This window comes from Blautia sp. SC05B48 (assembly GCF_005848555.1).
Classification (GTDB): domain Bacteria; phylum Bacillota; class Clostridia; order Lachnospirales; family Lachnospiraceae; genus Blautia_A.
The window spans coordinates 3,113,436-3,136,689 of the sequence record NZ_CP040518.1; the positions used below are offsets into that span (position 1 = coordinate 3,113,436).

At 45.8% G+C, this 23,254-nt stretch carries 29 protein-coding genes and 2 pseudogenes; 27 read left to right on the forward strand and 4 right to left on the reverse strand.

The features are described from left to right. The first annotated feature begins 1 nt into the window (after nt 1). The 10 genes from EYS05_RS14430 (at nt 2) to EYS05_RS14475 (ending at nt 7,591) form a co-directional block, all read left to right on the forward strand. Entirely contained in the window at nt 2–529 is a 528-nt protein-coding gene (locus tag EYS05_RS14430; protein WP_118623796.1) for a bifunctional adenosylcobinamide kinase/adenosylcobinamide-phosphate guanylyltransferase, read from the forward strand. Beyond that, entirely contained in the window at nt 526–1,302 is a 777-nt protein-coding gene (gene cobS, locus EYS05_RS14435) for an adenosylcobinamide-GDP ribazoletransferase (RefSeq protein ID WP_118623798.1), read from the forward strand. The genes EYS05_RS14430 and cobS overlap by 4 nt, the downstream gene beginning before the upstream one ends. 27 nt (nt 1,303–1,329) lie before the next feature. Further along, entirely contained in the window at nt 1,330–1,710 is a 381-nt protein-coding gene (locus EYS05_RS14440) for a bifunctional adenosylcobinamide kinase/adenosylcobinamide-phosphate guanylyltransferase (RefSeq protein WP_138277425.1), read from the forward strand. Continuing rightward, a complete protein-coding gene (locus EYS05_RS14445; RefSeq protein ID WP_138277426.1) occupies nt 1,703–2,302 on the forward strand; it encodes a histidine phosphatase family protein in 600 nt (199 codons plus the stop codon). The genes EYS05_RS14440 and EYS05_RS14445 overlap by 8 nt, the downstream gene beginning before the upstream one ends. Nucleotides 2,303–2,305: 3 nt before the next feature. Continuing rightward, entirely contained in the window at nt 2,306–3,121 is an 816-nt protein-coding gene (locus tag EYS05_RS14450) for a DUF975 family protein (protein ID WP_138277427.1), read from the forward strand. Further along, nucleotides 3,093–3,956 (forward strand): selenium-dependent molybdenum cofactor biosynthesis protein YqeB, encoded by an 864-nt coding sequence (gene yqeB / locus EYS05_RS14455; protein ID WP_330575482.1) that lies wholly within the window; start codon nt 3,093–3,095, stop codon nt 3,954–3,956. Before EYS05_RS14450 ends, yqeB begins: the two co-directional genes overlap by 29 nt. Nucleotides 3,957–4,009: 53 nt before the next feature. Next, nucleotides 4,010–4,726 carry a selenium cofactor biosynthesis protein YqeC gene (gene yqeC / locus EYS05_RS14460; RefSeq protein WP_158293335.1) on the forward strand — a complete coding sequence of 239 codons (717 nt, stop codon included), beginning with the start codon at nt 4,010–4,012 and terminating at the stop codon, nt 4,724–4,726. Nucleotide 4,727: 1 nt separating this feature from the next. Further along, nucleotides 4,728–5,312, forward strand: a complete 585-nt coding sequence (locus tag EYS05_RS14465; RefSeq protein ID WP_138277429.1) for a nucleotidyltransferase family protein — start codon at nt 4,728–4,730, stop codon at nt 5,310–5,312. 557 nt (nt 5,313–5,869) lie between these two features. Then, nucleotides 5,870–6,280 (forward strand): IS200/IS605 family transposase, encoded by a 411-nt coding sequence (tnpA, locus tag EYS05_RS14470; RefSeq protein WP_180214424.1) that lies wholly within the window; start codon nt 5,870–5,872, stop codon nt 6,278–6,280. A gap of 54 nt (nt 6,281–6,334) precedes the next feature. Beyond that, nucleotides 6,335–7,591: an RNA-guided endonuclease InsQ/TnpB family protein gene (locus EYS05_RS14475; RefSeq protein WP_243119127.1), complete on the forward strand. Its 1,257-nt coding sequence runs from the start codon at nt 6,335–6,337 to the stop codon at nt 7,589–7,591. A gap of 295 nt (nt 7,592–7,886) precedes the next feature. Here the strand turns inward: EYS05_RS14475 and EYS05_RS14480 are convergent, their stop codons facing one another. Both EYS05_RS14480 and EYS05_RS14485 read right to left on the reverse strand, forming a co-directional pair. Further along, the gene (locus EYS05_RS14480; RefSeq protein ID WP_015524765.1) at nt 7,887–8,177 is read right to left on the reverse strand and encodes a BMC domain-containing protein; all 291 of its coding nucleotides are present in this window, start codon (nt 8,175–8,177) and stop codon (nt 7,887–7,889) included. Nucleotides 8,178–8,193: 16 nt separating this feature from the next. Beyond that, nucleotides 8,194–8,493: a BMC domain-containing protein gene (locus EYS05_RS14485; RefSeq protein WP_138277430.1), complete on the reverse strand. Its 300-nt coding sequence runs from the start codon at nt 8,491–8,493 to the stop codon at nt 8,194–8,196. Nucleotides 8,494–8,746: 253 nt separating this feature from the next. On the opposite strand from EYS05_RS14485, the gene EYS05_RS14490 reads away from it, so the two are divergent. The 10 genes and pseudogenes from EYS05_RS14490 to EYS05_RS14535 all read left to right on the forward strand — a co-directional run bounded on the left by EYS05_RS14490 (nt 8,747) and on the right by EYS05_RS14535 (nt 15,817). After that, the gene (locus EYS05_RS14490; RefSeq protein ID WP_138277431.1) at nt 8,747–10,117 is read left to right on the forward strand and encodes an MATE family efflux transporter; all 1,371 of its coding nucleotides are present in this window, start codon (nt 8,747–8,749) and stop codon (nt 10,115–10,117) included. A 116-nt stretch (nt 10,118–10,233) separates the two neighbouring features. Beyond that, a complete protein-coding gene (locus EYS05_RS14495; RefSeq protein ID WP_138277432.1) occupies nt 10,234–11,481 on the forward strand; it encodes a DUF1015 domain-containing protein in 1,248 nt (415 codons plus the stop codon). A 122-nt stretch (nt 11,482–11,603) separates the two neighbouring features. Next, entirely contained in the window at nt 11,604–12,248 is a 645-nt protein-coding gene (locus tag EYS05_RS14500; protein ID WP_138277433.1) for a GTP pyrophosphokinase, read from the forward strand. 2 nt (nt 12,249–12,250) lie between these two features. After that, nucleotides 12,251–12,442, forward strand: a complete 192-nt coding sequence (locus tag EYS05_RS14505; protein WP_118368363.1) for a hypothetical protein — start codon at nt 12,251–12,253, stop codon at nt 12,440–12,442. A 100-nt stretch (nt 12,443–12,542) separates the two neighbouring features. After that, nucleotides 12,543–13,154 carry a sulfurtransferase-like selenium metabolism protein YedF gene (gene yedF, locus EYS05_RS14510; protein ID WP_118368362.1) on the forward strand — a complete coding sequence of 204 codons (612 nt, stop codon included), beginning with the start codon at nt 12,543–12,545 and terminating at the stop codon, nt 13,152–13,154. A 330-nt stretch (nt 13,155–13,484) separates the two neighbouring features. Then, nucleotides 13,485–13,601 (forward strand): annotated as a pseudogene (locus EYS05_RS14520) (single-stranded DNA-binding protein); the annotation flags it as partial. Between the two features lie 7 nt (nt 13,602–13,608). Next, nucleotides 13,609–13,704, forward strand: a pseudogene (locus EYS05_RS18220) (GyrI-like domain-containing protein); the annotation flags it as partial. A 93-nt stretch (nt 13,705–13,797) separates the two neighbouring features. Further along, on the forward strand, nt 13,798–14,235 hold the full coding sequence (locus EYS05_RS14525; protein WP_117613248.1) for a radical SAM mobile pair system MarR family transcriptional regulator: 438 nt from the start codon (nt 13,798–13,800) through the stop codon (nt 14,233–14,235). Next, nucleotides 14,232–14,921 carry a radical SAM mobile pair protein A gene (locus EYS05_RS14530; protein WP_138277434.1) on the forward strand — a complete coding sequence of 230 codons (690 nt, stop codon included), beginning with the start codon at nt 14,232–14,234 and terminating at the stop codon, nt 14,919–14,921. The genes EYS05_RS14525 and EYS05_RS14530 overlap by 4 nt, the downstream gene beginning before the upstream one ends. Continuing rightward, nucleotides 14,909–15,817, forward strand: coding sequence for a radical SAM mobile pair protein B (locus EYS05_RS14535; RefSeq protein WP_138277435.1), 909 nt, complete (start codon nt 14,909–14,911; stop codon nt 15,815–15,817). Before EYS05_RS14530 ends, EYS05_RS14535 begins: the two co-directional genes overlap by 13 nt. 166 nt (nt 15,818–15,983) lie before the next feature. Here the strand turns inward: EYS05_RS14535 and EYS05_RS14540 are convergent, their stop codons facing one another. After that, nucleotides 15,984–16,337, reverse strand: a complete 354-nt coding sequence (locus EYS05_RS14540; RefSeq protein ID WP_117495883.1) for a cupin domain-containing protein — start codon at nt 16,335–16,337, stop codon at nt 15,984–15,986. Between the two features lie 142 nt (nt 16,338–16,479). On the opposite strand from EYS05_RS14540, the gene EYS05_RS14545 reads away from it, so the two are divergent. The 6 genes from EYS05_RS14545 to EYS05_RS14570 all read left to right on the forward strand — a co-directional run bounded on the left by EYS05_RS14545 (nt 16,480) and on the right by EYS05_RS14570 (nt 20,280). Further along, nucleotides 16,480–16,812 (forward strand): winged helix-turn-helix transcriptional regulator, encoded by a 333-nt coding sequence (locus EYS05_RS14545; protein WP_138277436.1) that lies wholly within the window; start codon nt 16,480–16,482, stop codon nt 16,810–16,812. A 125-nt stretch (nt 16,813–16,937) separates the two neighbouring features. After that, nucleotides 16,938–17,375 (forward strand): IS200/IS605 family transposase, encoded by a 438-nt coding sequence (tnpA, locus tag EYS05_RS14550; RefSeq protein ID WP_138277437.1) that lies wholly within the window; start codon nt 16,938–16,940, stop codon nt 17,373–17,375. A gap of 41 nt (nt 17,376–17,416) precedes the next feature. Continuing rightward, nucleotides 17,417–18,745: an IS200/IS605 family element transposase accessory protein TnpB gene (locus EYS05_RS14555; protein ID WP_138277438.1), complete on the forward strand. Its 1,329-nt coding sequence runs from the start codon at nt 17,417–17,419 to the stop codon at nt 18,743–18,745. Between the two features lie 207 nt (nt 18,746–18,952). Continuing rightward, nucleotides 18,953–19,174 carry a peptidase M50 gene (locus EYS05_RS14560; protein ID WP_138277439.1) on the forward strand — a complete coding sequence of 74 codons (222 nt, stop codon included), beginning with the start codon at nt 18,953–18,955 and terminating at the stop codon, nt 19,172–19,174. A 56-nt stretch (nt 19,175–19,230) separates the two neighbouring features. Next, nucleotides 19,231–19,842: a class I SAM-dependent methyltransferase gene (locus EYS05_RS14565; RefSeq protein WP_138277440.1), complete on the forward strand. Its 612-nt coding sequence runs from the start codon at nt 19,231–19,233 to the stop codon at nt 19,840–19,842. Nucleotides 19,843–19,953: 111 nt separating this feature from the next. After that, a complete protein-coding gene (locus tag EYS05_RS14570; RefSeq protein ID WP_119251558.1) occupies nt 19,954–20,280 on the forward strand; it encodes an LPS biosynthesis protein in 327 nt (108 codons plus the stop codon). Nucleotides 20,281–20,790: 510 nt separating this feature from the next. On the opposite strand, the gene EYS05_RS14580 is transcribed toward EYS05_RS14570, so the two are convergent. Further along, nucleotides 20,791–22,011, reverse strand: coding sequence for a dicarboxylate/amino acid:cation symporter (locus EYS05_RS14580; protein WP_118623820.1), 1,221 nt, complete (start codon nt 22,009–22,011; stop codon nt 20,791–20,793). Nucleotides 22,012–22,091: 80 nt separating this feature from the next. On the opposite strand from EYS05_RS14580, the gene EYS05_RS14585 reads away from it, so the two are divergent. Next, complete coding sequence (locus EYS05_RS14585; RefSeq protein WP_138277441.1) at nt 22,092–23,237, forward strand: aminotransferase class V-fold PLP-dependent enzyme; 1,146 nt, start codon at nt 22,092–22,094, stop codon at nt 23,235–23,237. Nucleotides 23,238–23,254: the final 17 nt, after the last annotated feature.

A 23,254-nucleotide genomic window follows, 5' to 3' on the forward strand; every position in this document is an offset into this window, starting at 1 on the left:
TATGCTGGTTGTTGTAACAGGAGGCAGCGGAAGCGGAAAATCTGCTTTTGCGGAAGAAACCATACTTTCCCTTGGCGAAGCCAGAAGGATCTATATCGCTACCATGCAGGCTTTTGACGAAGAAAGCCACAGGCGCATCCGCAGACACCGGCACATGCGTGCAGGAAAAGGCTTCGAGACAATAGAAAGATATACAGAACTTGATGAGCTGCTCATTCCGAAGGACTGTGTGGTTCTTCTGGAGTGCATGTCCAATCTGGTTGCAAATGAGATGTTCCGGGAAGACGGCTTCCACCCGGAGGTGGCGGAAAAGATCACAGAAGGAGTGAAAAATCTTCTTTCCCAGGCAAAGCATGTGGTGATCGTCACCAACGAGATCTTTTCAGACGGGATCCTCTACGAGAAAGAATCAGAACAGTACAAAAAAGAGCTGGGACAGATCAACCAGAAACTGGCAAAGATGGCGGAAGAGGTTGTGGAAGTCGTGTACGGGATCCCTGTATGGCATAAAGGAGGAAAGGAAGCATGAAAAGCTTGTGGAACAGTTTTAAGGCAGCCTTTGCCATGTTTTCAAAGATCCCCATGCCCATGGTGGACTGGAAGAAGGAAAACATAAAATATATGATGTGCTTTTTTCCTTTTGTGGGGACTGTCATCGGTATTCTGACATGGCTTGCAGGAGGAATCCTCGGAATGCATGCAGCTCTGGAACCATTTTTTCTCGCTGTGATCCTTACTGTGATCCCGGTATTTATTACCGGCGGCATTCATGTAGACGGGCTTCTGGACACATCGGATGCATTAAGCTCCTGGCAGGAACGCACAAGGAGGCTGGAGATCCTGAAGGATTCCCATGCAGGTGCATTTGCCATTATCACAGCCTGCGTATATTTTATCCTCTGGCTGGGAGCATGGGATCAGCTCCTTGGAAATTATAATGGGATCTGTATCATGAGCCTGGGCTTTATGATGTCCAGATGTCTTTCCGGGATCGGTGTGATCACATTTCCCAAGGCAAGGACAGACGGGACTGTGGCAGAATTTTCCAGAAATGCGTCGGAGATCGCAGTGCGAAATGTTCTTATCACGATGTTTGTGATCCTTGCAGCGCTGATGATATGGGTGGATCCGATCCTGGGTGTTCTGGCAGCTGTCAGCGCACTTCTGGTATTCTGGTGGTATCACCATATGGCTTTGAAATATTTTGGAGGGACCACAGGTGATCTTTCCGGATTTTTCCTCTGCATCTGCGAGGTCGTGATGGCACTGGTGCTTGCTTTTTGTGGCGCATTTCACCTGTAATAAAGATTTGGATGAGGTAAAAAAGATATGGAAATGATAATCGGAGGTGCATATCAGGGAAAAGCTGCCTATGCAAAAGCGCAGTTCCCGGATGTGGACTGGAAATTCGGAGGAGAGATCACAGAAGAGGAACTTCTGAAGGCAGAGGGCATTCTGGGATTTCAGGAATACATAAGAAAAGCTCTGAAGGCAGGAGAAGATCTCACCGGCCTGGCAGAAAAGCTGGCACAGCAGGATACGGATGTGATCCTTGTCAGTGAGGAGGTAGGCTACGGGATCGTTCCGGCGGATGCTTTTGAGCGGCAGTACCGTGAAGCTGTTGGCCGGGTGTGCACTGCACTGGCTGCAAAAAGCAGAAGGGTCACAAGAGTGGTATGCGGGATTGGGACGGTGCTGAAGGATGATTAGATTATATCTGATACGACATGGACAGACACCCGGAAATAAGCTTCAGCGTTATATCGGAACAACGGATGAACCACTGAGCATGGAAGGAAAGGAATTCTTGGAAAACCTGACCTATCCCATGCCGGAGGCCCTTTACGTAAGTCCGCTCTGCCGTTGTGTGGAAACTGCGGGGATCCTTTTTCCGGGAAAAAGCTTTCATATTATCGAAGAGCTTTCCGAGTGTGATTTTGGAGAGTTTGAGAATAAAAATTATAAAGAGCTTTCCGGAAATCAGGATTATCAGAGGTGGATCGACAGCAATGGAACGCTTCCTTTTCCGGGAGGAGAAAGTCGAGAAGCTTTTAAGCACCGAAGCCTTACAGGATTTCAGAAGGCCGTCACACAGTGTATCCGTAACAACATAAAGACAGCGGCTCTTGTGATACATGGCGGTACGATCATGAACATTATGGAAGAATATGCGGACAGACCCAGGGCTTTTTATGAATGGCATGTAAAAAACGGCGGTGGTTATCTGGCAGAGCTGGAGCCTGCGCTGTGGCAGAAGGGCCGGAGAGAGCTCTGTGTCCGTGAAGCATATATGGAGGGTTAAGTTATGAATGAGCAGAAGATCAGCTGGAAACGCAGTGACTTGAAATGGCGTGGAAAACAGGCATTCAAAAAAAATTACTGGTCAGCAGTGCTGGTAAGTCTGGTGCTGGCTATTGTGCTGGCAACCGGCGGAAGCGGTGCGGCCACAGGCAGTGCCGGAAATGTGGCAAGTCCGGATTGCGGTGTTACAACGTATCGTTTGGGTACGGATATCAATGGTGTTACTTCTTATGTCAGCCATGTATTTCGCTCCCCACTGGCAGTGCTTTTTGCGCTTCTGAGTGCCAGTGCCGTGGTAGCTGTGGCTCTGATCGGAATCCTTTTCCATTTTTTTGTGGGAAATGTTCTGGAGGTAGGCGGAAGAGATTTTTACATTGAGAACCTTTATTCTGTACCCGGGCCCGGAAAGCTCCTCAGTGTATTTCGTTCAGGGAATTACGGTAATATCGTAAAAACCATGTTTTTACGGGACCTGTATCTTGTATTGTGGACACTGCTTTTCATTATTCCCGGAGTGGTAAAATCCTACGAATATAAGATGATACCTTATCTTCTTGCGGAATATCCGGATATGAGCACAAAGGAAGTATTTGCAAAAAGCCGTGAGATGATGGACGGACAGAAGATGGATACCTTTATCCTGGATCTTTCCTTTATTCCCTGGTCTGTCCTTTCGGCAATCACGGCAGGGATCGTGGGACTCTTTTATGTATCCCCGTATAAGGATGCAACCTATGCGGAACTTTATGATACTCTTGCGGCAGGAATGCCGGGAAACGGACAGCAGGTGTATGAAGATGAAAACAGCGGTATTTACTGATAAAATGATTCTTGTGCGCGGTGGCGGAGACCTGGCCACCGGAGTGATCCACAAGCTTCATCAGAGTGGTTATCAGATCCTGATCCTGGAATGTGACCGTCCAAGTGCCATCCGCCGTCATGTGGCTTTCTGTGAAGCCGTTTATGACGGAACTGCAGAGGTAGAAGGCGTTGTGTGCAGGAGGGTCACGGAGGACGATATCCGGACCCAGTGCAGGAAATGCTGGGCCCAGGGAGAGATCCCCCTTCTGACAGATACCGATGGAAAACATATCCGCGAACTGGAGCCGGAGGCAGTGATCGATGCCATCCTTGCAAAAAAGAATCTTGGGACCAGCAGGGACATGGCTCCACTGACTGTGGGACTTGGCCCGGGCTTTACCGCAGGGGAGGATGTGGATTATGTGATCGAGACCATGCGTGGACATAACTTGGGAAGGATCATAAAAAAAGGCAGTGCTCTGCCGAATACCGGAGTGCCGGGACTGATCGCGGGGATAGGAAAGGAACGTGTGATCCATTCACCGGCAGCCGGTAACATGAAAAACATCTGTCAGATCGCAGATCTTGTTGAAAAAGACCAGGTGATCGCCATGGTAGGTGATACGCCGGTGAAGGCTACTATTTCCGGCGTGATCCGTGGGCTGATCCGGGACGGTTATCCTGTTTTTGCGGGAATGAAGATCGCGGACATTGACCCAAGGGCAGAACAGAAGAAAAACTGTTTTACGATCTCAGACAAGGCAAGGTGTATCGCAGGGGGAGTACTGGAGGTGCTGCTTTCCTGCGGAGTGCTTCCGGGAAAAGAGAAAGCTGTAAAGAATGAGGAACTGTGACCGATACAGAGCTTTTTTCCTCTGAAGAAGTACGAGAATAAATGGAGTGTGTCATGAAGAAAAATGAAAAAGCGCTTACTGTGGCATTCACAGGAGGAGGCGGAAAGACCAGTCTGATCCTTGGACTGGCAGAAAAATTTTCCGGACAGGGAAAACGGGTGATCGTGACCACAACCACACATATGGCATGGGAACCGGAACATCCCTTTGCAGAAGCAGAGGATGTTTCGGGAGCATGCCGGCTTATAGAACAATACGGATACGTTATCGCGGCACATCATAAGGCCGGGCAGCCCAAGATTTCCGGCCCTGAAAAGGAGATCCTGGAAAAGCTGCCCGGCTTTTGTGATCTTCTTCTTGTGGAAGCTGACGGATCCAGGCGCCGGCCGCTTAAAGTGCCGGCTGTTCATGAGCCGGTGATCCCTTCTTTTGCAGATATGGTAGTAGGAGTGATAGGTCTTGACTGCATCGGCAAAAAGATCTGCGATACGGCACACCGTCCGGATGATATGGCGGGATTTCTGGGAAAGCGTACAGATGAGCCTGTGACATGGATGGATGTGTGGAAGATCATCCGGTCTGAAGCCGGATTGCAAAAAGGCGTGGACGGGCGAAGATTTCTCGCGTATCTGAACAAGGCAGATACTCTGGAGGATCCCGGTATGGCGGAGAAGCTTATGGCACAAGGTCGGGAGGCTGGAATCATGGTGATCTGCGGCAGCCTGCAGAGAAGTGTAAACAACTGGAATCGAAAGGAAGAGGAGCGGTGATATGAAACTGGGACTGATCATGCTGGCAGCAGGAAACAGCCGGCGGTTTGGAAGCAATAAGCTGCTGTATAGTATAGACGGAATGCCGATGTACAGACATATTCTTCTGGAACTGAAAAAAGTGAAGGAGGCACTGGAGGCACAGGGACATAAATGTGAGATCACAGTTGTCACCCAGTATGAGGAGATCGCACAGGAAGCAGAGAAGCTTGGCGAACGGTTTCTTTACAATCTGCATCCGGATGAGGGGATATCTTCCTCACTGAAGATCGGGCTGCGGGTCAACCGGGAGATGGATGCGTGCCTGCTTACGGTGGCAGATCAGCCGTGGTTACGGTGGAAGACGGTTTTTGGACTGGTGGATGTGTTTTTGAGAGATGGGAAGGGGATCGCCTGTGTGGAGCATGATGGGAAGACCGGGAATCCCTGTGTTTTTTCGAAGAAGTATTATGAGGAACTGATGAAGCTTTCCGGTGATGTCGGAGGGAAGAGAGTGGTTGTGGCACATCGGGAGGATGTGGCTGTGATGAAGGTGGAAGATGGAAGGGAGATGGTGGATGTGGATTTTTCGGACGGACGCCGGTGAGGTACCGTCTGGTTTGTGCTGGGGCTTCGTCGGGGACTGGCTTCTAAGACGCCGGAAATCTGCTAAAACCGCTGAAAAGAATCCAGAACTCGCTCCTGCGTCGCTCAAACAGCTGGATTTTTTCCAGCAACGCAGATTCCCACCGCCTAAGAAGCGCACCCCTCCTGCAGAGCCAGCACAAACCAGACGGTACCTCGCCGGCTGACGTGCGAAAGGGGAGATAGGCTAGAGTGAAAGTGTGAAGTTTGTAGAAGCAGAGCATCAATGACGAAATCACCGTGTCTGAGGCAATTTTCACGCATACAAAAGCCAGCAGGGAACCGCCCTGGCGTGGCGGGATGCTCTGCAGGAGTCCTGCTGATTCTTAGGACAATAAGCGGGAATTCTCGGCAATTCAATTACCGAGATGAAAGCGCAGGATTGTGCATATCTTCACATTGAAATAATATAATAATCTCCCAATCCCTTGATATTAATGCCGTAACCGGCATATAATCAACCGAAAATATGTTCGATTTTTGTTGCGCATTTCTACTTGTTATGTTATACATATATGTATGAAAGAAAATCTAATACATTACAGAACTTGTGTGTGTAATATTAATTACCATATGGTGTGGTCGGTGAAATACCGGCGGAAGATATTAAACCCAGAAATTGAGGAATACCTAAAGGAACTGGTGCAGCAGATCGCTGAGGATAAAGGTTTTACCGTTCATTTATTTGAATGTGGTGAAGGTGATCATGTCCACTGTTTTGTATCAGCTCCACCAAAGCTGTCCATAACAGCAATCGTCAAGTATCTGAAGGGAATCACCGGCAGAAAACTGTTCGAACGTTTTCCGGAAATAAGAGACCAGCTATGGAAGGGAGAGCTGTGGAACCATTCCTATTATGTGGAAACGATCGGATCTGTATCTGAGGAGAATATCCGCCGTTATATTGAGCATCAGAGCAAGTCGTATTAAATCAAGGTGGAGTGTAGATCTCTATCTGCATAGCTGTCCAAAGGGGGAAGAGGAATGCTGCTGTCACACAGAACATCTGTAAAGATCCGGCCGGAATATTCCAATATCATAGGGCATATGTGTTATGCAGCTTCCAAACTCTGGAATGTCTGCAACTACGAACGTCATCATTATAAAGAGCTGGGACTGGAAAAGTATCCTGATTGGTATTATCAGAAAAAAGCGCATAAAGGAGATCTGTGGTACAGACAGCTTCCATCACAGACAGCACAGGAGACCTGCAAGCAGCTGGACAAAGCATGGAGATCTTTCTATGTCCTGAAAAAGACTAGAGGGATCAAAGATCCAAATCCGCCCCGTTTTAAGCAGGACAATATCCCGGTCACATACATGCAGATGGGAATCCGGCATGAGAAAGGTTCAGACCAGCTACGCCTGTCTCTGCCAAAGGATCTGAAAAGCTATATGGAAGAAACCTACGGGATCCATGAAAAATTTCTATATCTTGAAAATAAGATTTTCAGGGACATGGATCATATAAAACAATTGCAGATCTATCCGCCGGAAAACGGAAAATGTGACCTTATCGTTACCTATGAGATTGAAGGACCAGAGCAGCTTTCCCAGAATGGACATTATTTATCTATTGATCCTGGACTTCATAATCTTATGACCTGTTATGATTCCGGAAACGGCCGGACTTTTATCCTTGGAAGGAGATATCTTTCATTGGAAAGATATTTTCATAAAGGGATCGCCAGAGTGCAGTCTGTCTGGTATGCGCAGCAATCGGAAAGAGGGATAAAATATCCAAGATCATCGAAACATATCCAGAGACTTTACAGAAAAAAGCAGAATGCAGTGAAGGATTATCTTCACAAAGTAACCAGATGGATTGCAGAATACTGCAGAAAAGAAGATATCCGTTGTGTGGTTGTGGGAGATGTCCGAAATATCCGTAAAGAGAAAGATATGGGGCATAAGACCAACCAGAAGTTTCACGGACTGCCATATAACAGGCTGTATATCATGCTGGGATATAAGCTGAAACTGTATGGGATCCAATTGATAAAACAGGAGGAAAGCTATACCAGCCAGTGCAGTCCATTATCACCGGAAGTATCAAAAAGATATGCAGAAGCATTAAACCGAAAAGAACGGGGTATGTATATAACTGACGGAGTAAGCTACAATGCAGATGCAGTAGGCGCATTTAATATCCTGCGGAAATATCTTTCCGTATCCGGAAAAGAGAAGACACTGTCCGTAACCGGACTAAAAAATCCAGAAATAATAAAAGTAGCTGTATAGCCGAAAGGCAAGCAGTATTGGTGTCATGGACGCACCCTGAAAAAAGGCGGTATCCCGCCGGATTTCAGATACTCTGGTAACTAAGTTGCCGAGTAGTTCACGTGGTGTGGTTTCTGCGTTATTCCAAAAAGTTCTGCTGTCTGAGCGTCTGGACGCGAGTTCAGAACTTTTTGGAATGGTTTTAGCAGAAGCCGCAGCACCTTAGAAGCCAGCGGACGACGAAGCCCTTCCCGCTACGCCAGAGCGGTTCCCTGCGTACGTTCGTTATAATTTATAATTATAAGGTAGACAAATCTCAAATAAAATGATTCTTAGCCGCTTCTTCCTCAGCCAGACGAACCGTCTCACCGGAAGGATTGGAGATCACTGCTGAAGCTACGATCTCACAAGGCGGGTTCCCCTTTACACTGTCAACGGCAGCCGTAACAGCAGAAACATCACCAGTCAGAAAAACAGTGGCATGACCACCACACTTCGTCTGCCAGGTAAGAAAAGAAACATCAGAAGTCTTCAGCATCTGGTCGATCACCAGGATCGCATTACTGCTGCCAACAACCTCAACTAAACCAAAAGCACCATAATTCATAAATCTGTCGCCCCCTTTATTTATTGATCGTCATCTTCAGTGCGATCTCAGTATCCTCAGAAGGAGAAGCGATCACAGTATGAGAAACAACCTTACCAAGAGGTTTGGCTGCCTCCAGCGCAACCTCCATAGCTGCATTAACGTCAGAAACAGAACCACGCATCTTGACACAGGCGCCACTCTTCAGACGGTTACGTTCAACACTCTGGATCTTGACATTGGCTGCCTTGGAAGCAGCATCAAGAGCAACAAAACAGGCAACCAGGTTATCCAGCTCAAAAACACCTACAGCCATGCCCTTATAATTATTATCCATAAAAATACCTCCATGCGGAACAGATTCCAGTAATGTGGTTTTTTGACCGGTTTTACGTGAAATCATTACCGTTTTTATGGCTTTATTATAACTTTTTTAGACAAAAATAGCAAGGAATAAATACACAGATAACAAAGTATTACTGAGAACGGAGTGAACAATAGCTCACGAAGAGAACAGCAACGCAAAGTTTACTTTGGACGCCGGATATAGTATATTAATTAAATAAGAAATAGCAGGAAGGTGTAAAGAAATGCAGACACATCAGACAGACTTTTCAACAGGAAATGTCTATCGCAACATTATGGAGGTAGCTGTGCCGATGATCATTGCACAGATCCTGAACCTCCTTTACAACATTGTAGACCGGATCTATATCGGAAGGATCCCCGAGATCGGAGCCACCGCACTGACAGGAGTGGGACTATGTTTTCCCATTATCAGTCTGATCACTGCATTTACCTATCTTTTTGGAAATGGAGGAGCACCGCTTTGCTCCATGGAACGAGGAAGAGGACACCAGGAAGAAGCAGAAATGCTCATGGGAAACACCTTTGTGATGCTGATCGGCACAGGAGTGATCCTGACAGCCATTGGCCTTATCTTTTACAGACCGATCCTCTATGCCTTTGGCGCCAGTGATGTAACCTTTTCCTATGCGGCAGACTACATAAGGATCTATCTTCTGGGAACCCTGTTTGTGATGATCACTCTGGGAATGAACCCGTTTATAAACAGCCAGGGCTTTGGAAACACCGGAATGCTTACGATACTGATCGGTGCAGTACTGAACATCCTTCTGGATCCCCTATTTATCTTTGGAATGCACATGGGAGTCCGTGGAGCAGCTTTGGCGACCATTATATCCCAGCTCTGCTCCGCAATCTGGGTCTTGCGCTTTCTCACAGGAAAAAAGGCGATCCTGAACCTGAAAAAAAGTGCCATGAAGATTTCCTGGAAAAGAGTGGGCAGTATCGTAAGCCTTGGTATGTCCGGTTTTTTTATGGCATTTACAAACAGTCTTGTGCAGGTGGTATGCAATGCCACACTCCAGACCTGGGGCGGTGATATCTACGTTGGTGTCATGACAGTTTTAAATTCTGTCCGTGACATTTTCACCATGCCGGTCCATGGGCTTACCACAGGTGCTTCTCCGGTCATGAGCTTCAATTATGGAGAAAAAGCATACGACAGAGTCAAAAAAGCAATTAAATTTATTACAGCTGTCTGTGTGATCTATACCCTGGCAGGCTGGGGGATCCTGAAGCTGCTTCCGGAATTTTTCATCCGGATCTTTAACAGCGATCCCGGGCTTCTGGAAAAGGGAGTTCCCGCCCTTCATATTTACTTTTTCGGCTTCTGCTTTATGGCCTTGCAGTTTACCGGACAAAGCGTGTTCGTAGCACTTGGAAAGGCAAAAAAGGCCACCTTTTTTTCTCTGTTCCGAAAGGTAGTGATCGTAGTACCGCTGACGCTCCTGCTGCCTCATGTGAATGGCCTGGGAACAGATGGCGTGTTCTGGGCGGAACCGGTTTCCAACCTTGTAGGCGGCTGTGCATGCTTTTTTACCATGCTGGCGACAGTACTGCCGGAGTTGAACAGTGACCTCAAACGGGCCGGATAAAGGTTTGCGGGAAATTTTGATATGTGTTAGAATGGACAGGACGATTTTTCTGCAGACTAAGCAGAAATATTAAGAAAGGCCGGCGTATGGCCGGACAGGAATGAGAGGAAAACACAATGGCTTTATTTCAGGCATTTCGGGCAGTAAGACCTGCTTCGGAAAAAGCAGAAAAGGTGGCGGCACTTCCTTATGACGTAGTCAGCAGAGAGGAAGCGAGAGAGATCGGGGAAACAAATCCGGAATCTTTTCTACATATAGACCGTGCAGAGATGGATCTGGATCCGGAAACAGATATTTATGATCCGATGGTTTATCAGAAGGCAAGGGAAAATCTGGATCGTTTCCAGAAAGAAGGGATCCTGATCCAGGATGAGAAACCGAACTATTATCTGTATGAACTGATTCGTAAGGGAAAATCCCAGACAGGGATCGTAGGTGTCAGCTCCATTGATGATTACATGAATGGTGTGATCAAAAAGCATGAGCTTACAAGAGAGGATAAGGAGCAGGACCGCATCCGTCACGTGGATGTCTGTGATGCCAACACAGGCCCTATTTTTCTGGCGTGCAGATATCCGGCAGAGCTTCTTACTCTTATGGAAGAATGGAAAGATACACATGTTCTGGTGTATGATTTTACTTCCGATGACGAGATCACACATCGTGTATGGATCGTAGATGAGGAAGAAACGATTCGGACCATAGACAGCCTTTTTGGCGGGATCTCATCTATCTATATTGCGGATGGCCACCACAGAGCAGCCTCCGCAGTAAAGGTGGGACTGAAGAAAAGAGCGGAGCATTCGGACTACACCGGAAAAGAAGAATTTAACTTTTTCCTGTCAGTGGTATTTCCGTATGACCAGCTGACCATTCTTCCGTACCACAGGATCGTAAAGGATATCAAAGGCATGGAACCCAAAGCCTTCATCGGAAGTATGAAGTTTAATTTTGAGCTGATGGCAATGCCGGGCTTTCCATGTAAACCGGTAGAGAAACACTGCTTTGGGCTGTATGTAGACGGAGAATGGTTCCATCTGAAGGCATATCCGGATATCTATGCGGGAAAAGACAGCGTAGGTCAGCTGGATGTGTCTGTTCTTCAGGATAAGGTCCTGGGTCCGGTTCTGGGGATCAGTGATCCGCGTACCGATGAGAGGATCCGCTTTATGGGAGGAAATCACCGGCTGAAGGATCTGGCAGCAGCTGCAGATGAGACAGGAGGAGCTGCCTTTGCCATGTATCCTACATCTATGGAGGAGCTGATGACGATCGCAGACGAGGGTAAGCTTATGCCGCCAAAGAGCACCTGGTTTGAGCCGAAGCTCCGCAGTGGTCTTTTTATCCATAAGCTTTCAGACTGATGCCGGAGACTTTATAGAATTTTAATAAAATGGTCAGGGAAATCTTAGGAAATTAATACAGATCGCTCACATTTGTCAGGTAATATATAATATAGTTGAGCAAATGAGAAAGAGGGGGTTTCATGACAAACGAACAGTATTACGATTGCATCCGGCCATACCAGAATGCATGCCAGATCATGCGCGCCAAGCTTGAAGTGCTCAACGGAAGTCTGTATCAGAAATCTTCCGTATCTCCGATCCACAATATCCAGGAACGGATCAAATCCAAGAGGAGCATCGAAAAGAAGCTGGAGAAGCTGGGGCATTCGGACAGTGTGCAGAACGCCAAGGATCATCTCCGGGATATCGCCGGGATCCGTGTGATTTGCTACTTTATTGATGATATATATAATCTTGTAAATGCGCTGAAACGGCAGAGTGAGCTGATTTTTATCAGAGAGAAGGATTACATACAGAATCCAAAGCCCAACGGATACCGCAGCTTTCATGTGATCATCGCAGTTCCGGTATACTATCTGGATACCATGGAGTATTTTCCGGTGGAGATCCAGCTGAGGACGATGACCATGGATCTCTGGGCAAGCATGGAGCACCGTGTCTGCTACAAGAAGCTTCCGGAACACAGGGATGAGCTGGCGGAGGCCTTCCGTCAGTATGCAGATATCCTCGGAAAGATCGAGGAACAGTTTGAAGCCTACAATGAAACAGGAATGCTGGAGGAGATCGCATCGGCCCAGATTGCTGAGAATCCGTCGGAGGGATAAAAATGGAGATTGAAGAGGAATTTGTATCCGGTTTCTGCCGTACCATGAACGGGGGCGAAACCGTCTGCTGTGAGTATACACGGCAGGAGGACGGGAGCAGGAAGCTGACTTTTATGGACTGCGCGCATGAGAGATGTGTAAATACAGGCGCCTGTGAGATCTTCAAACAGGCCCATGAGCTGGAGCAGAAATAAAAGATCAAAGAAAAGAAAACGGCGAAAATGCATAATGATCAAAAATAATAATGATAAAAAAACAATTATAAAAAAATCACAGAAAACAGGAGGAGTAGGTATGAAGCACACAGTAGATGCGATGGGAAAGCAGTGTCCGATCCCGGTGGTGATGACCAAGAAGATTCTTGACAAGGCAGAGCAGGGAGACGAGATCTTAATACTGGTAGACAACGAAACGGCGGTAAACAACTTAAGCAGACTTGCCGGAAGTACCGGATGCAGCTTCGTATCCAGAAAAACAGAAGGTGGTTATGAGATCAATATGACAGTAAAATCAGATTCTGCTGCAAGAAGTCAGGCAGAGCCTGAGATCGTCTGCACACCGGCTGTTCCTAAGGGAGATTATACAGTTGCCATCACTTCTGATAAGATGGGAGACGGAGATCCGGAGCTTGGTGCGATCCTGATCAAGGGATTTGTGTATGCGCTGACACAGCTGGAGACACCGCCGTCAGTTATGCTGTTTTATAATGGCGGAGCCAGACTTACTGCACAGGATTCACCATGTATCGAAGACCTTAAGACCTTACAGGAACAGGGAACAGAGATCCTGACTTGCGGAACCTGTGTGAACTTCTATGGACTGAAGGAACCGGCAGTGGGAACCGTAACAAATATGTATACCATAGCGGAAAAGCTCACAAAAGCAGGAAAAGTGATCCGCCCGTAAACAGAGAAACATATAGAAACAACAAAAGTATATAGAAACTTACAGAAGCAGACAAAAACTTACAGAAGCAGACAAAAACATATAGAAGCAGACAGAAACAAATAGAAATACACAGAAATGCCGCAGAGCCATTTTGAAGCCTGCGGCATTTCTGACATCCAGTTGGTATCTGGTTGATATCCACTTAATGTCTTCTATGTGAAAAGATTTTAATGAAAAACTGCACATCCTACGCAGATAACATGATAATTTTATGAAAAGCGAAAGGAAATCATTATGAAAATCGAATACACAAAAGTGGGAGACTATTATTTACCGAATCTTTAAAAAGATAATGATATGGCAGTAGCAAGATATATACTTGCGGTAAATAGAAGATATAAACGTGACGGAGAACAGGAAGCAGATTTTATCTCCTGTGTCACATTTGGAAAGAGTGCGGAATTTGTATAGAAATAGATTGCACCACGAGATTTATATGTCTGATGCAAGAAAGGTTGCTCCAGATAAATGGAAAACTGTAATTAGACATCCGATTAAGAAAGCGTAAAATCGGGATTTACTTCTACTTAGACATACAAACTGTTGACAGTAAAACTCCTATATAGTATTATTTGATAAAATACTATATAGGAGTTTTTGTATGAAAATGAATGGCGGATTTCTTGTTACCAAAATAAAACAACTTGGAGATCGAATCTTTGAGAAGATTCTCAGCGAAAAGAATATTGATGCGTTTAACGGAGCCCAGGGGCGTATTCTTTATGTACTGTGGCAGGAAGATGGAATCTCAATCAGGTCACTCTCGATTAAATGTGGATTAGCGATAACTTCTCTTACTACGATGCTGGAAAGAATGGAAAATCAAGGGCTGATAAGACGCGTTCAGTCTGAAACGGACAAAAGGAAAACACTTCTGTTTCTGACTGAAAAAGCACATGCCTTAAAGGACGAATACGATTCTGTATCTGATAAAATGGGCAGTATTTACTACAAAGGTTTTTCGGAGGAAGAAATTACCCAGTTTGAGGAATACCTCGACCGTATCAGAAAGAATCTTGAGGAGTGGCAGAAATCATGAGTATTTGTATCAAAGATCAGATTCAAAACATGAATATCGTCATCGGATGTACAGTGGGGTGTGCATATTGCTATGCTCGCAATAATGTGAAACGCTGGCATATGATTGATGACTTTGCTGACCCTGAATTCTTTCCGGGTAAGCTCAAGATGATGGAAAAGAAACGTCCGCAGAACTTTCTTCTTACCGGCATGAGCGATCTTTCCGGCTGGAAGTCAGAATGGAGAGACGAGGTATTTGCAAAGATCCGTGAAAATCCACAGCATCAGTTCCTGTTCCTTACCAAGCGACCTGATTTGCTGGATTTTGATACCGATCTGGAAAACGCATGGTTTGGCGTTACGGTGACGAGGAAAGCAGAACTGTGGCGTATCGACGCCCTTCGGAAAAACGTCAGAGCAAAACATTACCATGTTACCTTTGAGCCGTTATTCGACGATCCCGGCACAGTTGACCTTTCCGGAATCAATTGGATCGTTGTGGGCACCATGACCGGAGCTCAGAGCAGGAAGGTTCATACGGAGCCGGAGTGGGCATGGTCTCTGACAGATCAGGCGCATATGCTTGACATTCCGGTATTTATGAAGGAAGATCTTGTCCCTATCATAGGGAATGAAAATATGATTCAGGAAATGCCGGATGAATTCAATAAAGTGTTGGAGGTACAGAGATCATGGCAGAAGTAATAAATGGAATCCTCATTAATGAGGCGGAAACAAAGAACATCATGACCAAGTCCAGTCTGCCTGTAGGCGGTTACTCGGTCAATCCATATGTAGGCTGTACACACGCCTGTAAGTATTGCTATGCTTCTTTTATGAAGCGCTTTACCGGACACAAGGAGGAATGGGGCGCTTTCCTTGATGTGAAGCATTGGCCGGAAATTAAGAATCCGAAGAAATATGCCGGACAGCGGGTGGTCATCGGTTCTGTGACAGATGGCTACAATCCACAGGAGGAGCAATTCGGGAATACCAGAAAACTTCTGGAGCAGCTGATCGGCAGTGACGCAGATATTCTGATCTGCACAAAGTCGGATCTTGTGGTACGAGATATTGATCTGCTGAAGAAGCTTGGACATGTAACCGTTTCATGGTCGATCAACACACTAGATGAAAATTTCAAGAACGATATGGACTCTGCTTCTAGCATTGAGCGCCGTATCGCTGCTATGAAGCAGGTATATGAAGCAGGTATCCGTACAGTCTGTTTCGTATCTCCGGTATTCCCCGGTATCACGGATTTTGAAGCAATCTTTGAGCGGGTAAAGGATCAGTGCGATCTGTTCTGGCTCGAAAATCTCAATCTTCGAGGCGGTTTCAAAAAGACAATTATGGATTATATCGCCGGAAAATATCCTGATCTTGTACCACTTTACGACGAGATCTATAACAAGCATAACCGCAGCTACTTTGAAGCACTTGAAGTAAAAGCTGAGGAAATGGCTAAGAAGTATGATTGCCCATTTGTGGATAATGAAATGCCTTATGGCAGAGTCCCGCAGGGACATCCGGTGATCGTAGATTATTTCTATCATGAGGAAATCCGAGGGACAGAGAATACAGGAAAAAGAAATCGTTAATCTAAACGAAAATTAAACTGATGATGGTGGAGAGATTTATTTATCGCCATTTGAAATCGAGAAGTTCTTGTTTGAAAAATAGAGAAATTGTAAAATTGAAGAAAAAAGAAATGCACAGTTCTTAGCTTATCGAGAACTGTGCATTTTTGTAAATAAATACTTTTAATTAGCCGATTACGGCGTCCTCTGCTGTAAAATGTTCCAGAGAATTTTCTTTTACCTGAATGCAGATATAAGTAATTCCGGAAATATCGGATGCAAAAAACTGACGCTTTGCAGCAGGTGCGATTTTTAGCCAGTCTCCAGTTGAAAGGCTGATTTCTTCTCCATCAATTATGGCTTTGCCGTTACCTGAAAGAATTCCATAGATTTCCTCATTTTCTTTATGAGAATGAACAAATGGGACATTTGCTCCTGCAGGTAGTTCGTTTAAACTGATTTCTGCACCTGTTAAAGACAATTTTTCATGCAGCTCAATTCGGTTTTCCTTTCCAATAGTTGTTTTTGTGTAATTTGTCATAATAATACCTCCATAGTTGATTTGTAGTTTCTAATTACATGGCATTAGTATAGTGTGAGACACATACAAAAACAAGTACGCACCTTTTTGTAACTGTGCACTCAAAATTGAATGTGTTACAATAGACTCGGAGGTGAGAATTATGCGAGCAAAAGAAGAATTACCGGAATGCCCAGTTGCAACAGCGGTATCTCTCATCGGAGGAAAATGGAAACTGCTGATTTTGCGTAACTTGAAAGAGCGCCCATGGAGATTCAATGAGCTACAACGAAGTATAGAGGGTATTTCACAAAAGGTTTTGACAGATAGTTTAAGACAAATGATGAGTGATGGACTGGCATATCGCCACGATTACCATGAGCAGCCACCGAGAGTTGAATACGGATTAACGGAACTCGGAACAAAAATGCTTCCAATTGTTAATTCACTTGCTGACTTTGGTAACTACTATAAATCACTTATTGAACAGAAATAAGTACGTTAGTATTTGAATAACTGTGCGTCGCATTCTCGTTACTTCAGTGATGAGTTAGACGCACTATTTTTTTGGACGGGGAACAAATGTTTGTAAATTCTTCTCGAATATGGTACAATAAAAACATGGATAAAAATATATTTAATATCAATAATAATGAGCTTTCATATGGTAGAGGATATGTGTATTCCCTGCAGTACCATCTTGTATGGTGTACAAAATACCGGAAAAAGGTTTTAAAGGATGGTATTGATGCAGAATGCAAGGAAATGCTCTATGACCTTGCAGAAGAATATAAATTTCAGATCCTGGCAATGGAGGTTATGCCGGATCATATCCATCTGCTTGTAGATTGCAGACCACAGTTTTATATCTCTGATATGATCAAGACCATGAAGGGGAACATTGCCCGGCAGATGTTTCTTGCGCATCCGGAACTGAAGAAGGAACTTTGGGGAGGGCATCTGTGGAATCCATCTTATTGTGCAGTAACGGTAAGTGACAGGAGCAGGGAACAGGTATGTTCTTACATCGAAGGGCAAAAAGAAAAAACAGAAACCTGAAAGAAGCAGTTTTTAAAAATGTAAGCAGAAAGAGGAAAAAGATGAAGACAGTATCCAGTTATGGCGTAGAACTGCGAAAACAGAATATCCCGATTCGCCAGACACTGGATATCTATCGCTCTGCGGTCAGCTGTCTGATCGAGATCTATGCCCGGACATGGGATGAACTGGCAGTGATCACGGAACCTAAAAAACGTTTCAATACTGCAGAACATCTGGTGCATACCACAAAAAAGAATCAGGCAAGGTTTGATTTTGACCTGCGATTTCCAAAGATGCCTTCTTATCTCAGAAGGGCAGCTATCCAGCATGCCCTGGGAAGCGTATCCTCATATAAGACAAGGCTGGAACTGTGGGAAAAAGTGGATCAGAAAGGCAGCACGCCGAAGCTGGTGTGTGGTAATCATGCTATGCCGGTATTTTACCGTGATGTGATGTACCGTGAAGATACTGAGGAAAAAGATGGAGCGTACCTGAAACTTTATGACGGCCACGACTGGAAATGGTTCCGTGTCAGTCTCAGCCATACAGATATGGAATATCTGAGGAAATACTGGGCGGGAAAAAGAGCAGCAGCACCCGTGCTGGAAAAAAGGCATCGTAAATACTTCCTGCGTTTTTCTTATACAGAAGAGGTGCCGCTTACAAAGACACCTGTAAAAGAACAGGTCATCTGCAGTGTGGATTTAGGGATCAATACGGATGCAGTCTGTACCATCATGCGGCCAGATGGAACTGTCCTGGGAAGAAAATTTATTGATTTTCCCAGTGAAAAAGACCGGATGTACCGTGTGCTGGGACGGATAAGCAGGTTCCAGCGGGAACATGGTTCTGTACAGGTGAAAAGCAGATGGGCTTACGCGAAGCGTCTTAACACAGAGCTCGGAAGGAAGATCGCAGGGGCAGTTACAGGATATGCGGAAGAAAACCACGCGGATGTGATCGTGTTTGAGTATCTGGAAACAAAAGGAAAGATATCCGGGAGAAAGAAACAGAAGCTGCATCTGTGGAGGAAAAGGGATATCCAGAAAAGATGTGAACATCAGGCGCATAGAAGAGGGATGCGGATATCCAGGATTTGTGCGTGGAATACCAGCAGGCTTGCCTGTGATGGATCGGGAACAGTTGTCCGTGATCCAGACAATCACAGTTTATGTACATTCCAGAATGGAAAAAGATATAACTGTGATCTTTCGGCGTCCTATAATATTGGAGCAAGATATTTTATACGTGAACTCTTAAAACCCCTTCCGGCAACGGAAAGGTCTTTGCTGGAGGCAAAAGTCCCTTCAGTAAAGCGTAGGATCTCATGTGTATATGCGGACTTAAGAGAACTATTTTTAGAAATGGAACTTTTAAGCGCTGCATAAACACAGGCAGATATACAGTGGATTACCTGCAGTGTGGGAACCTGCCATATCTGGCATGGAAAAAGCGCATGACTGCGCATATCCTAAGCTACAGGCGTATCCGCCGATATTTAGCCTTGTCGCTTAAAGCGACTGAGGAGCATGTGACTTTAGTCATGTGAGATCCACAAGCTCGAACAATCGGTATTTAACGAGGAGGTAATGCTTATGAGTAGAAATATAAAAGGTGGTTTTTTAACATTAAGTGGTGTTGTTGGTATTGTAGGAATGATAATAGTGGCAATGCAAAATCCAGCAACTGCATGGGTAACGCCACCTGGAAGAATGATTATAAGTATTTTAGAAAATGGATTATTGATTCCTACGGTTTTATTCCTTGTTCTTTTTATTTATGGATTGTATATTCTCCTAACGGAGAAAAACGATTGAGCAATACCGGTTTGTCGAATTAAGAAAACCGGTATTTGTGGAGGAGGAATTCTGTAATGATATTTTTTGAAAATACCCGTAAGCCACAAGGCTTCGGCGGAAAATTGATGACGAAGATGATGAACAGCGGTCACGCCAAATTATCGCAATGGGGATTCTCAAATATCTCCGCGAAGTCTGATGCTGAAGTTCTGGACGTCGGCTGTGGCGGCGGAGCAAATATTGCGGTCTGGCTTGATAGATGTAGAAATGGCTACGTGACAGGAATGGATTATTCTGAGGTTAGTGTGGCAGAATCTCAAAAATTGAACGCCCTCGCCATTAAACAAGGGAAATGTAATGTAGTTCAAGGAGATGTATCTGCCATACCCTTTTCTGACGCGACTTTTGATTATGTTTCTGCCTTCGAAACAGTTTACTTTTGGCCAGGATTAGTAAAATGCTTTTCCGAGGTCAACCGTGTGCTGAAAAGCGAAGGCATATTCCTGATTTGTAACGAGAGTGACGGAACGAATGCCGCAGATGAAAAATGGACAAAGATGATCAATGGTATGAAGATTTACACATCTAAACAACTTGTTGCTGCTTTGAAAGAAGCGGGTTTTACAGAGATCAAAACGTATTCAAATGCAAAAAATCATTGGATAAGTATTGTTGCAACGAAATAGCCAAATTCCAGTTTTTCGGAAATGTTAGTGCCAGGCACCATAAACTCATGGCATCGCATATTATAAAAAGGACTGCAGGGTTGTGGTTGGAGAGTAGAAAGGAACAGTCGAATGATTATTGACGGAAACGAAACAGAAAAACATGCAATGCAGGAATTTCATAAAGGTAACCGTGCGGAGGGGCTTCGGATTCAGGAAGAATTTGCCAGTGCGTTTCGGACAGAATATGCAGACAAAGATCACTGCCCATGTCAGAAAGCCTGCCGTTATCATGGCAACTGTAAAGAATGTGTTGCCATTCACCGGGCACATCAGGAGCATGTACCGAACTGCATGCGTCCGATGATCAATGCCAAATTGCGCATCCTTTCAGAACTGACAGAGCATACGATCGCCAATGAGATCGAACCGCCAAAAGAAATCCTGCGGAAAAGGTAAGGAGCATAAAAACGTATGATTAATTGCATAATTGTAGGTCTTGGTGGTTTTTTAGGCGCGTGCTGCGCTATCTGATCGGGTTGCTTCCGCAGAAGAGACGGGCAAGGACAGAAAAGAGGTATTGACAGATTTTCTATGTTCAAAGACAGGAAAAGCACTGTATGATGAGAAAACAAAGCTGTGGTGTAATGGTCCGGCATATATAGCTGAATTGTATAGGGAAGAATTAAAAAAAACAGGATATCATATTTGAAATGAATGCATATCCGGATGGTGTTGAATATTGGAACACAGAGAACGTTCCCACCGGCTGAACAGTAAAATCGTTATCTCAGAACCGCAGGAGAAAGACGGAACAGAAAATTACCGCCGTACTCCTGAAACGGTCACAATGGAAATTCATCTCGAGCCAGTATTTTCTCATAAAAGACATAAAACAGTTGATATCCGGTTATGAGCAAGCAACGAAGCGGATCGGATCGCAAATATCCGCCTGACTTAGCTCCGAACTTACAATTCTACGTCAAGTTGCTGCTCCTCAATATGATGGCGCTTTGCATAGCCGGTGAGCATCAGTGTCAGCGCACCGTCGCCGGTCACGTTGCATGCAGTTCCGAAGCTGTCCTGCAGTGCAAAGATGGTAAGCATCAGTGCAGTGCCGGAGCTGTCGAATTTCAGTATTCCGGTGATGATACCAAGGGATGCCATGACGGTTCCGCCGGGAACGCCGGGAGCTCCGATGGCAAAGATACCCAGAAGAAGGCAGAACAGAACCATGGTACCCGGTGTGGGAACGGAGCCGTACAGGATCTTTGAAATCGCCATACAGAAGAAAACCTCTGTCAGGACGGAACCACAGAGATGGATGTTTGCAAAAAGAGGGATCCCGAAGCTGACAAGATCCTTGCGGAGCGGTTTGGCTTTGGAGGCACACTGCAGTGCAACGGCCAGTGTGGCAGCAGAGGACATGGTCCCTACGGCAGTCAGATAGGCAGGACCATAATGGCGGACAACCTCCAGAGGATTTTCTCCGGAATAGATTCCTGCAAGGATGTAAAGAAGAGCCATCCAGATAAAATGCCCGGCAAGCACCAGTACGATGATCTTCAGAAAAACAGGCAGCTGTCTGGTGATGGTTCCCTCGTAGGCAAGGCTGCAGAAGGTAGTGCCGATGAACAGCGGAAGAATGGGGATGATGATCCGTGCAACCAGAGAAAGAACGATCTTCTGAAATTCATCCAGAAGTCCTGTGATCAGCTTCGCTTTTGTCCAGGTGGCGGCAAGGCCCAGCATCATTGCAAACACAAGAGCACTCATAACGGACATGATCTGCGGGATCTCCAGTTCAAAGATCACCTCCGGCAGCTGCTTCAGTCCTGCAGCATAGGAATGGATGGACAGATGTGGAATGATCAGAAAGCCGGAGGCTGTAGAAAAAAGCGCTGCGCCAACAGAGGAGCCGTAAGCGAGGACAACCGCAACTCCCAGCATCAGCGAAGCATTTTTGCCAAGCCGGGTAATGGACGGAGCGATAAATCCCAGCACGATCAGCGGTACGCAGAAGGTAATGATCTGGCCCAGAATGTACTTGATAGTAACTGTGATATTGAGAACTGCCATGGAGATTCCGTTGGTGCTGTACCGGTTCAGGATAAGCCCGGCCATGATCCCCAGGATCACAGCAACCAGCAGCTTAAATGGCAGACTGTTGAAAAAAGATGTTTTTTTCATTGGAAAACCTCCTCGGATAGTATAAAATAAAGCCAGAGTTTATTATAAAGGTATTTGATAAAAATCACAAGGAGAATGAAATGATTTATCTGGATAACGCGGCTACAAGCTTTCATAAGCCGGACTGTGTGCCTCGTGCTGTGGTGGAAGCCATGCAGCATGCAGGAAACAGCGGAAGAGGCAGCAGCGGAGAAGCAATGGCAGCCTCAAGGCTTATTTTTAATACAAGATGCCAGATTGCAGAGATGTTTGACATATGGGGACCGGAATGTGTGGCCTTTACATCCAATGACACGGAAGCGCTCAATATCGCCCTGCAGGGAACACTTCATCCGGAGGAAGAAACTATCCATGCGATCTGTACGGAGATGGATCACAACAGTGTGCTCCGTCCACTGTACCGCCTGGAAAAAAACGGCATGAAGCTTACGATCCTGCCGGCAGACCGCAAGGGACGGATCTCCCTTACGGAGCTTGAAGCAGCCATCCGTCCGGAGACGAAGGTGATCGTCTGTACCCACGCTTCCAATCTGACAGGAAATCTCAATGATATCTACGCCATCGGTGAGATCGCACAGAAGCACCAGAAGCTTTTTATTGTGGATGCTGCTCAGACAGCAGGAGTATTTCCGATTTCCATGAAAAAAGATCATATAGATATTCTTTGCTTTTCCGGACATAAGGGCCTTATGGGACCTCAGGGCACAGGAGCCATCTGTGTTCGGCCGGGGGTAGCTGTGGAGCCTCTGAAGGTAGGCGGAAGCGGCGTCCTCACCTTTCAGAGGGAGCATCCGCAGGATATGCCGGAGGCACTGGAGGCCGGAACCCTGAATAGCCACGGGATCGCAGGCCTTGGCGCAGCAATCAGCTGGATCAGGGAAACCGGGACAGAACAGATCCGAAAAAGAGAGCAGCAGCTGATGTGGCGTTTTTATGACCAGGTAAAGGAAATTCCGGGAGTCACCCTGTACGGAGATTTTTCCGGAGAAGAACGCTCCCCTGTGGTGACTCTGAATATTGCAGGGATGGACTCGGCAGAAGTGGCCATGATCCTTGATGAAGAGTACGGGATCAGTGTAAGAGCCGGCGGCCACTGTGCACCGCTGATGCATAAAGCACTTGGAACCGAAAAAACAGGAGCCGTCCGCTTCAGCTTTTCTTATTTTAATACGGAAGAAGAGGTGGATGTGGCTGCCAGAGCGGTAAAAGAGCTTGCCCTGGAATAAGCGGCGAAAGACGGACA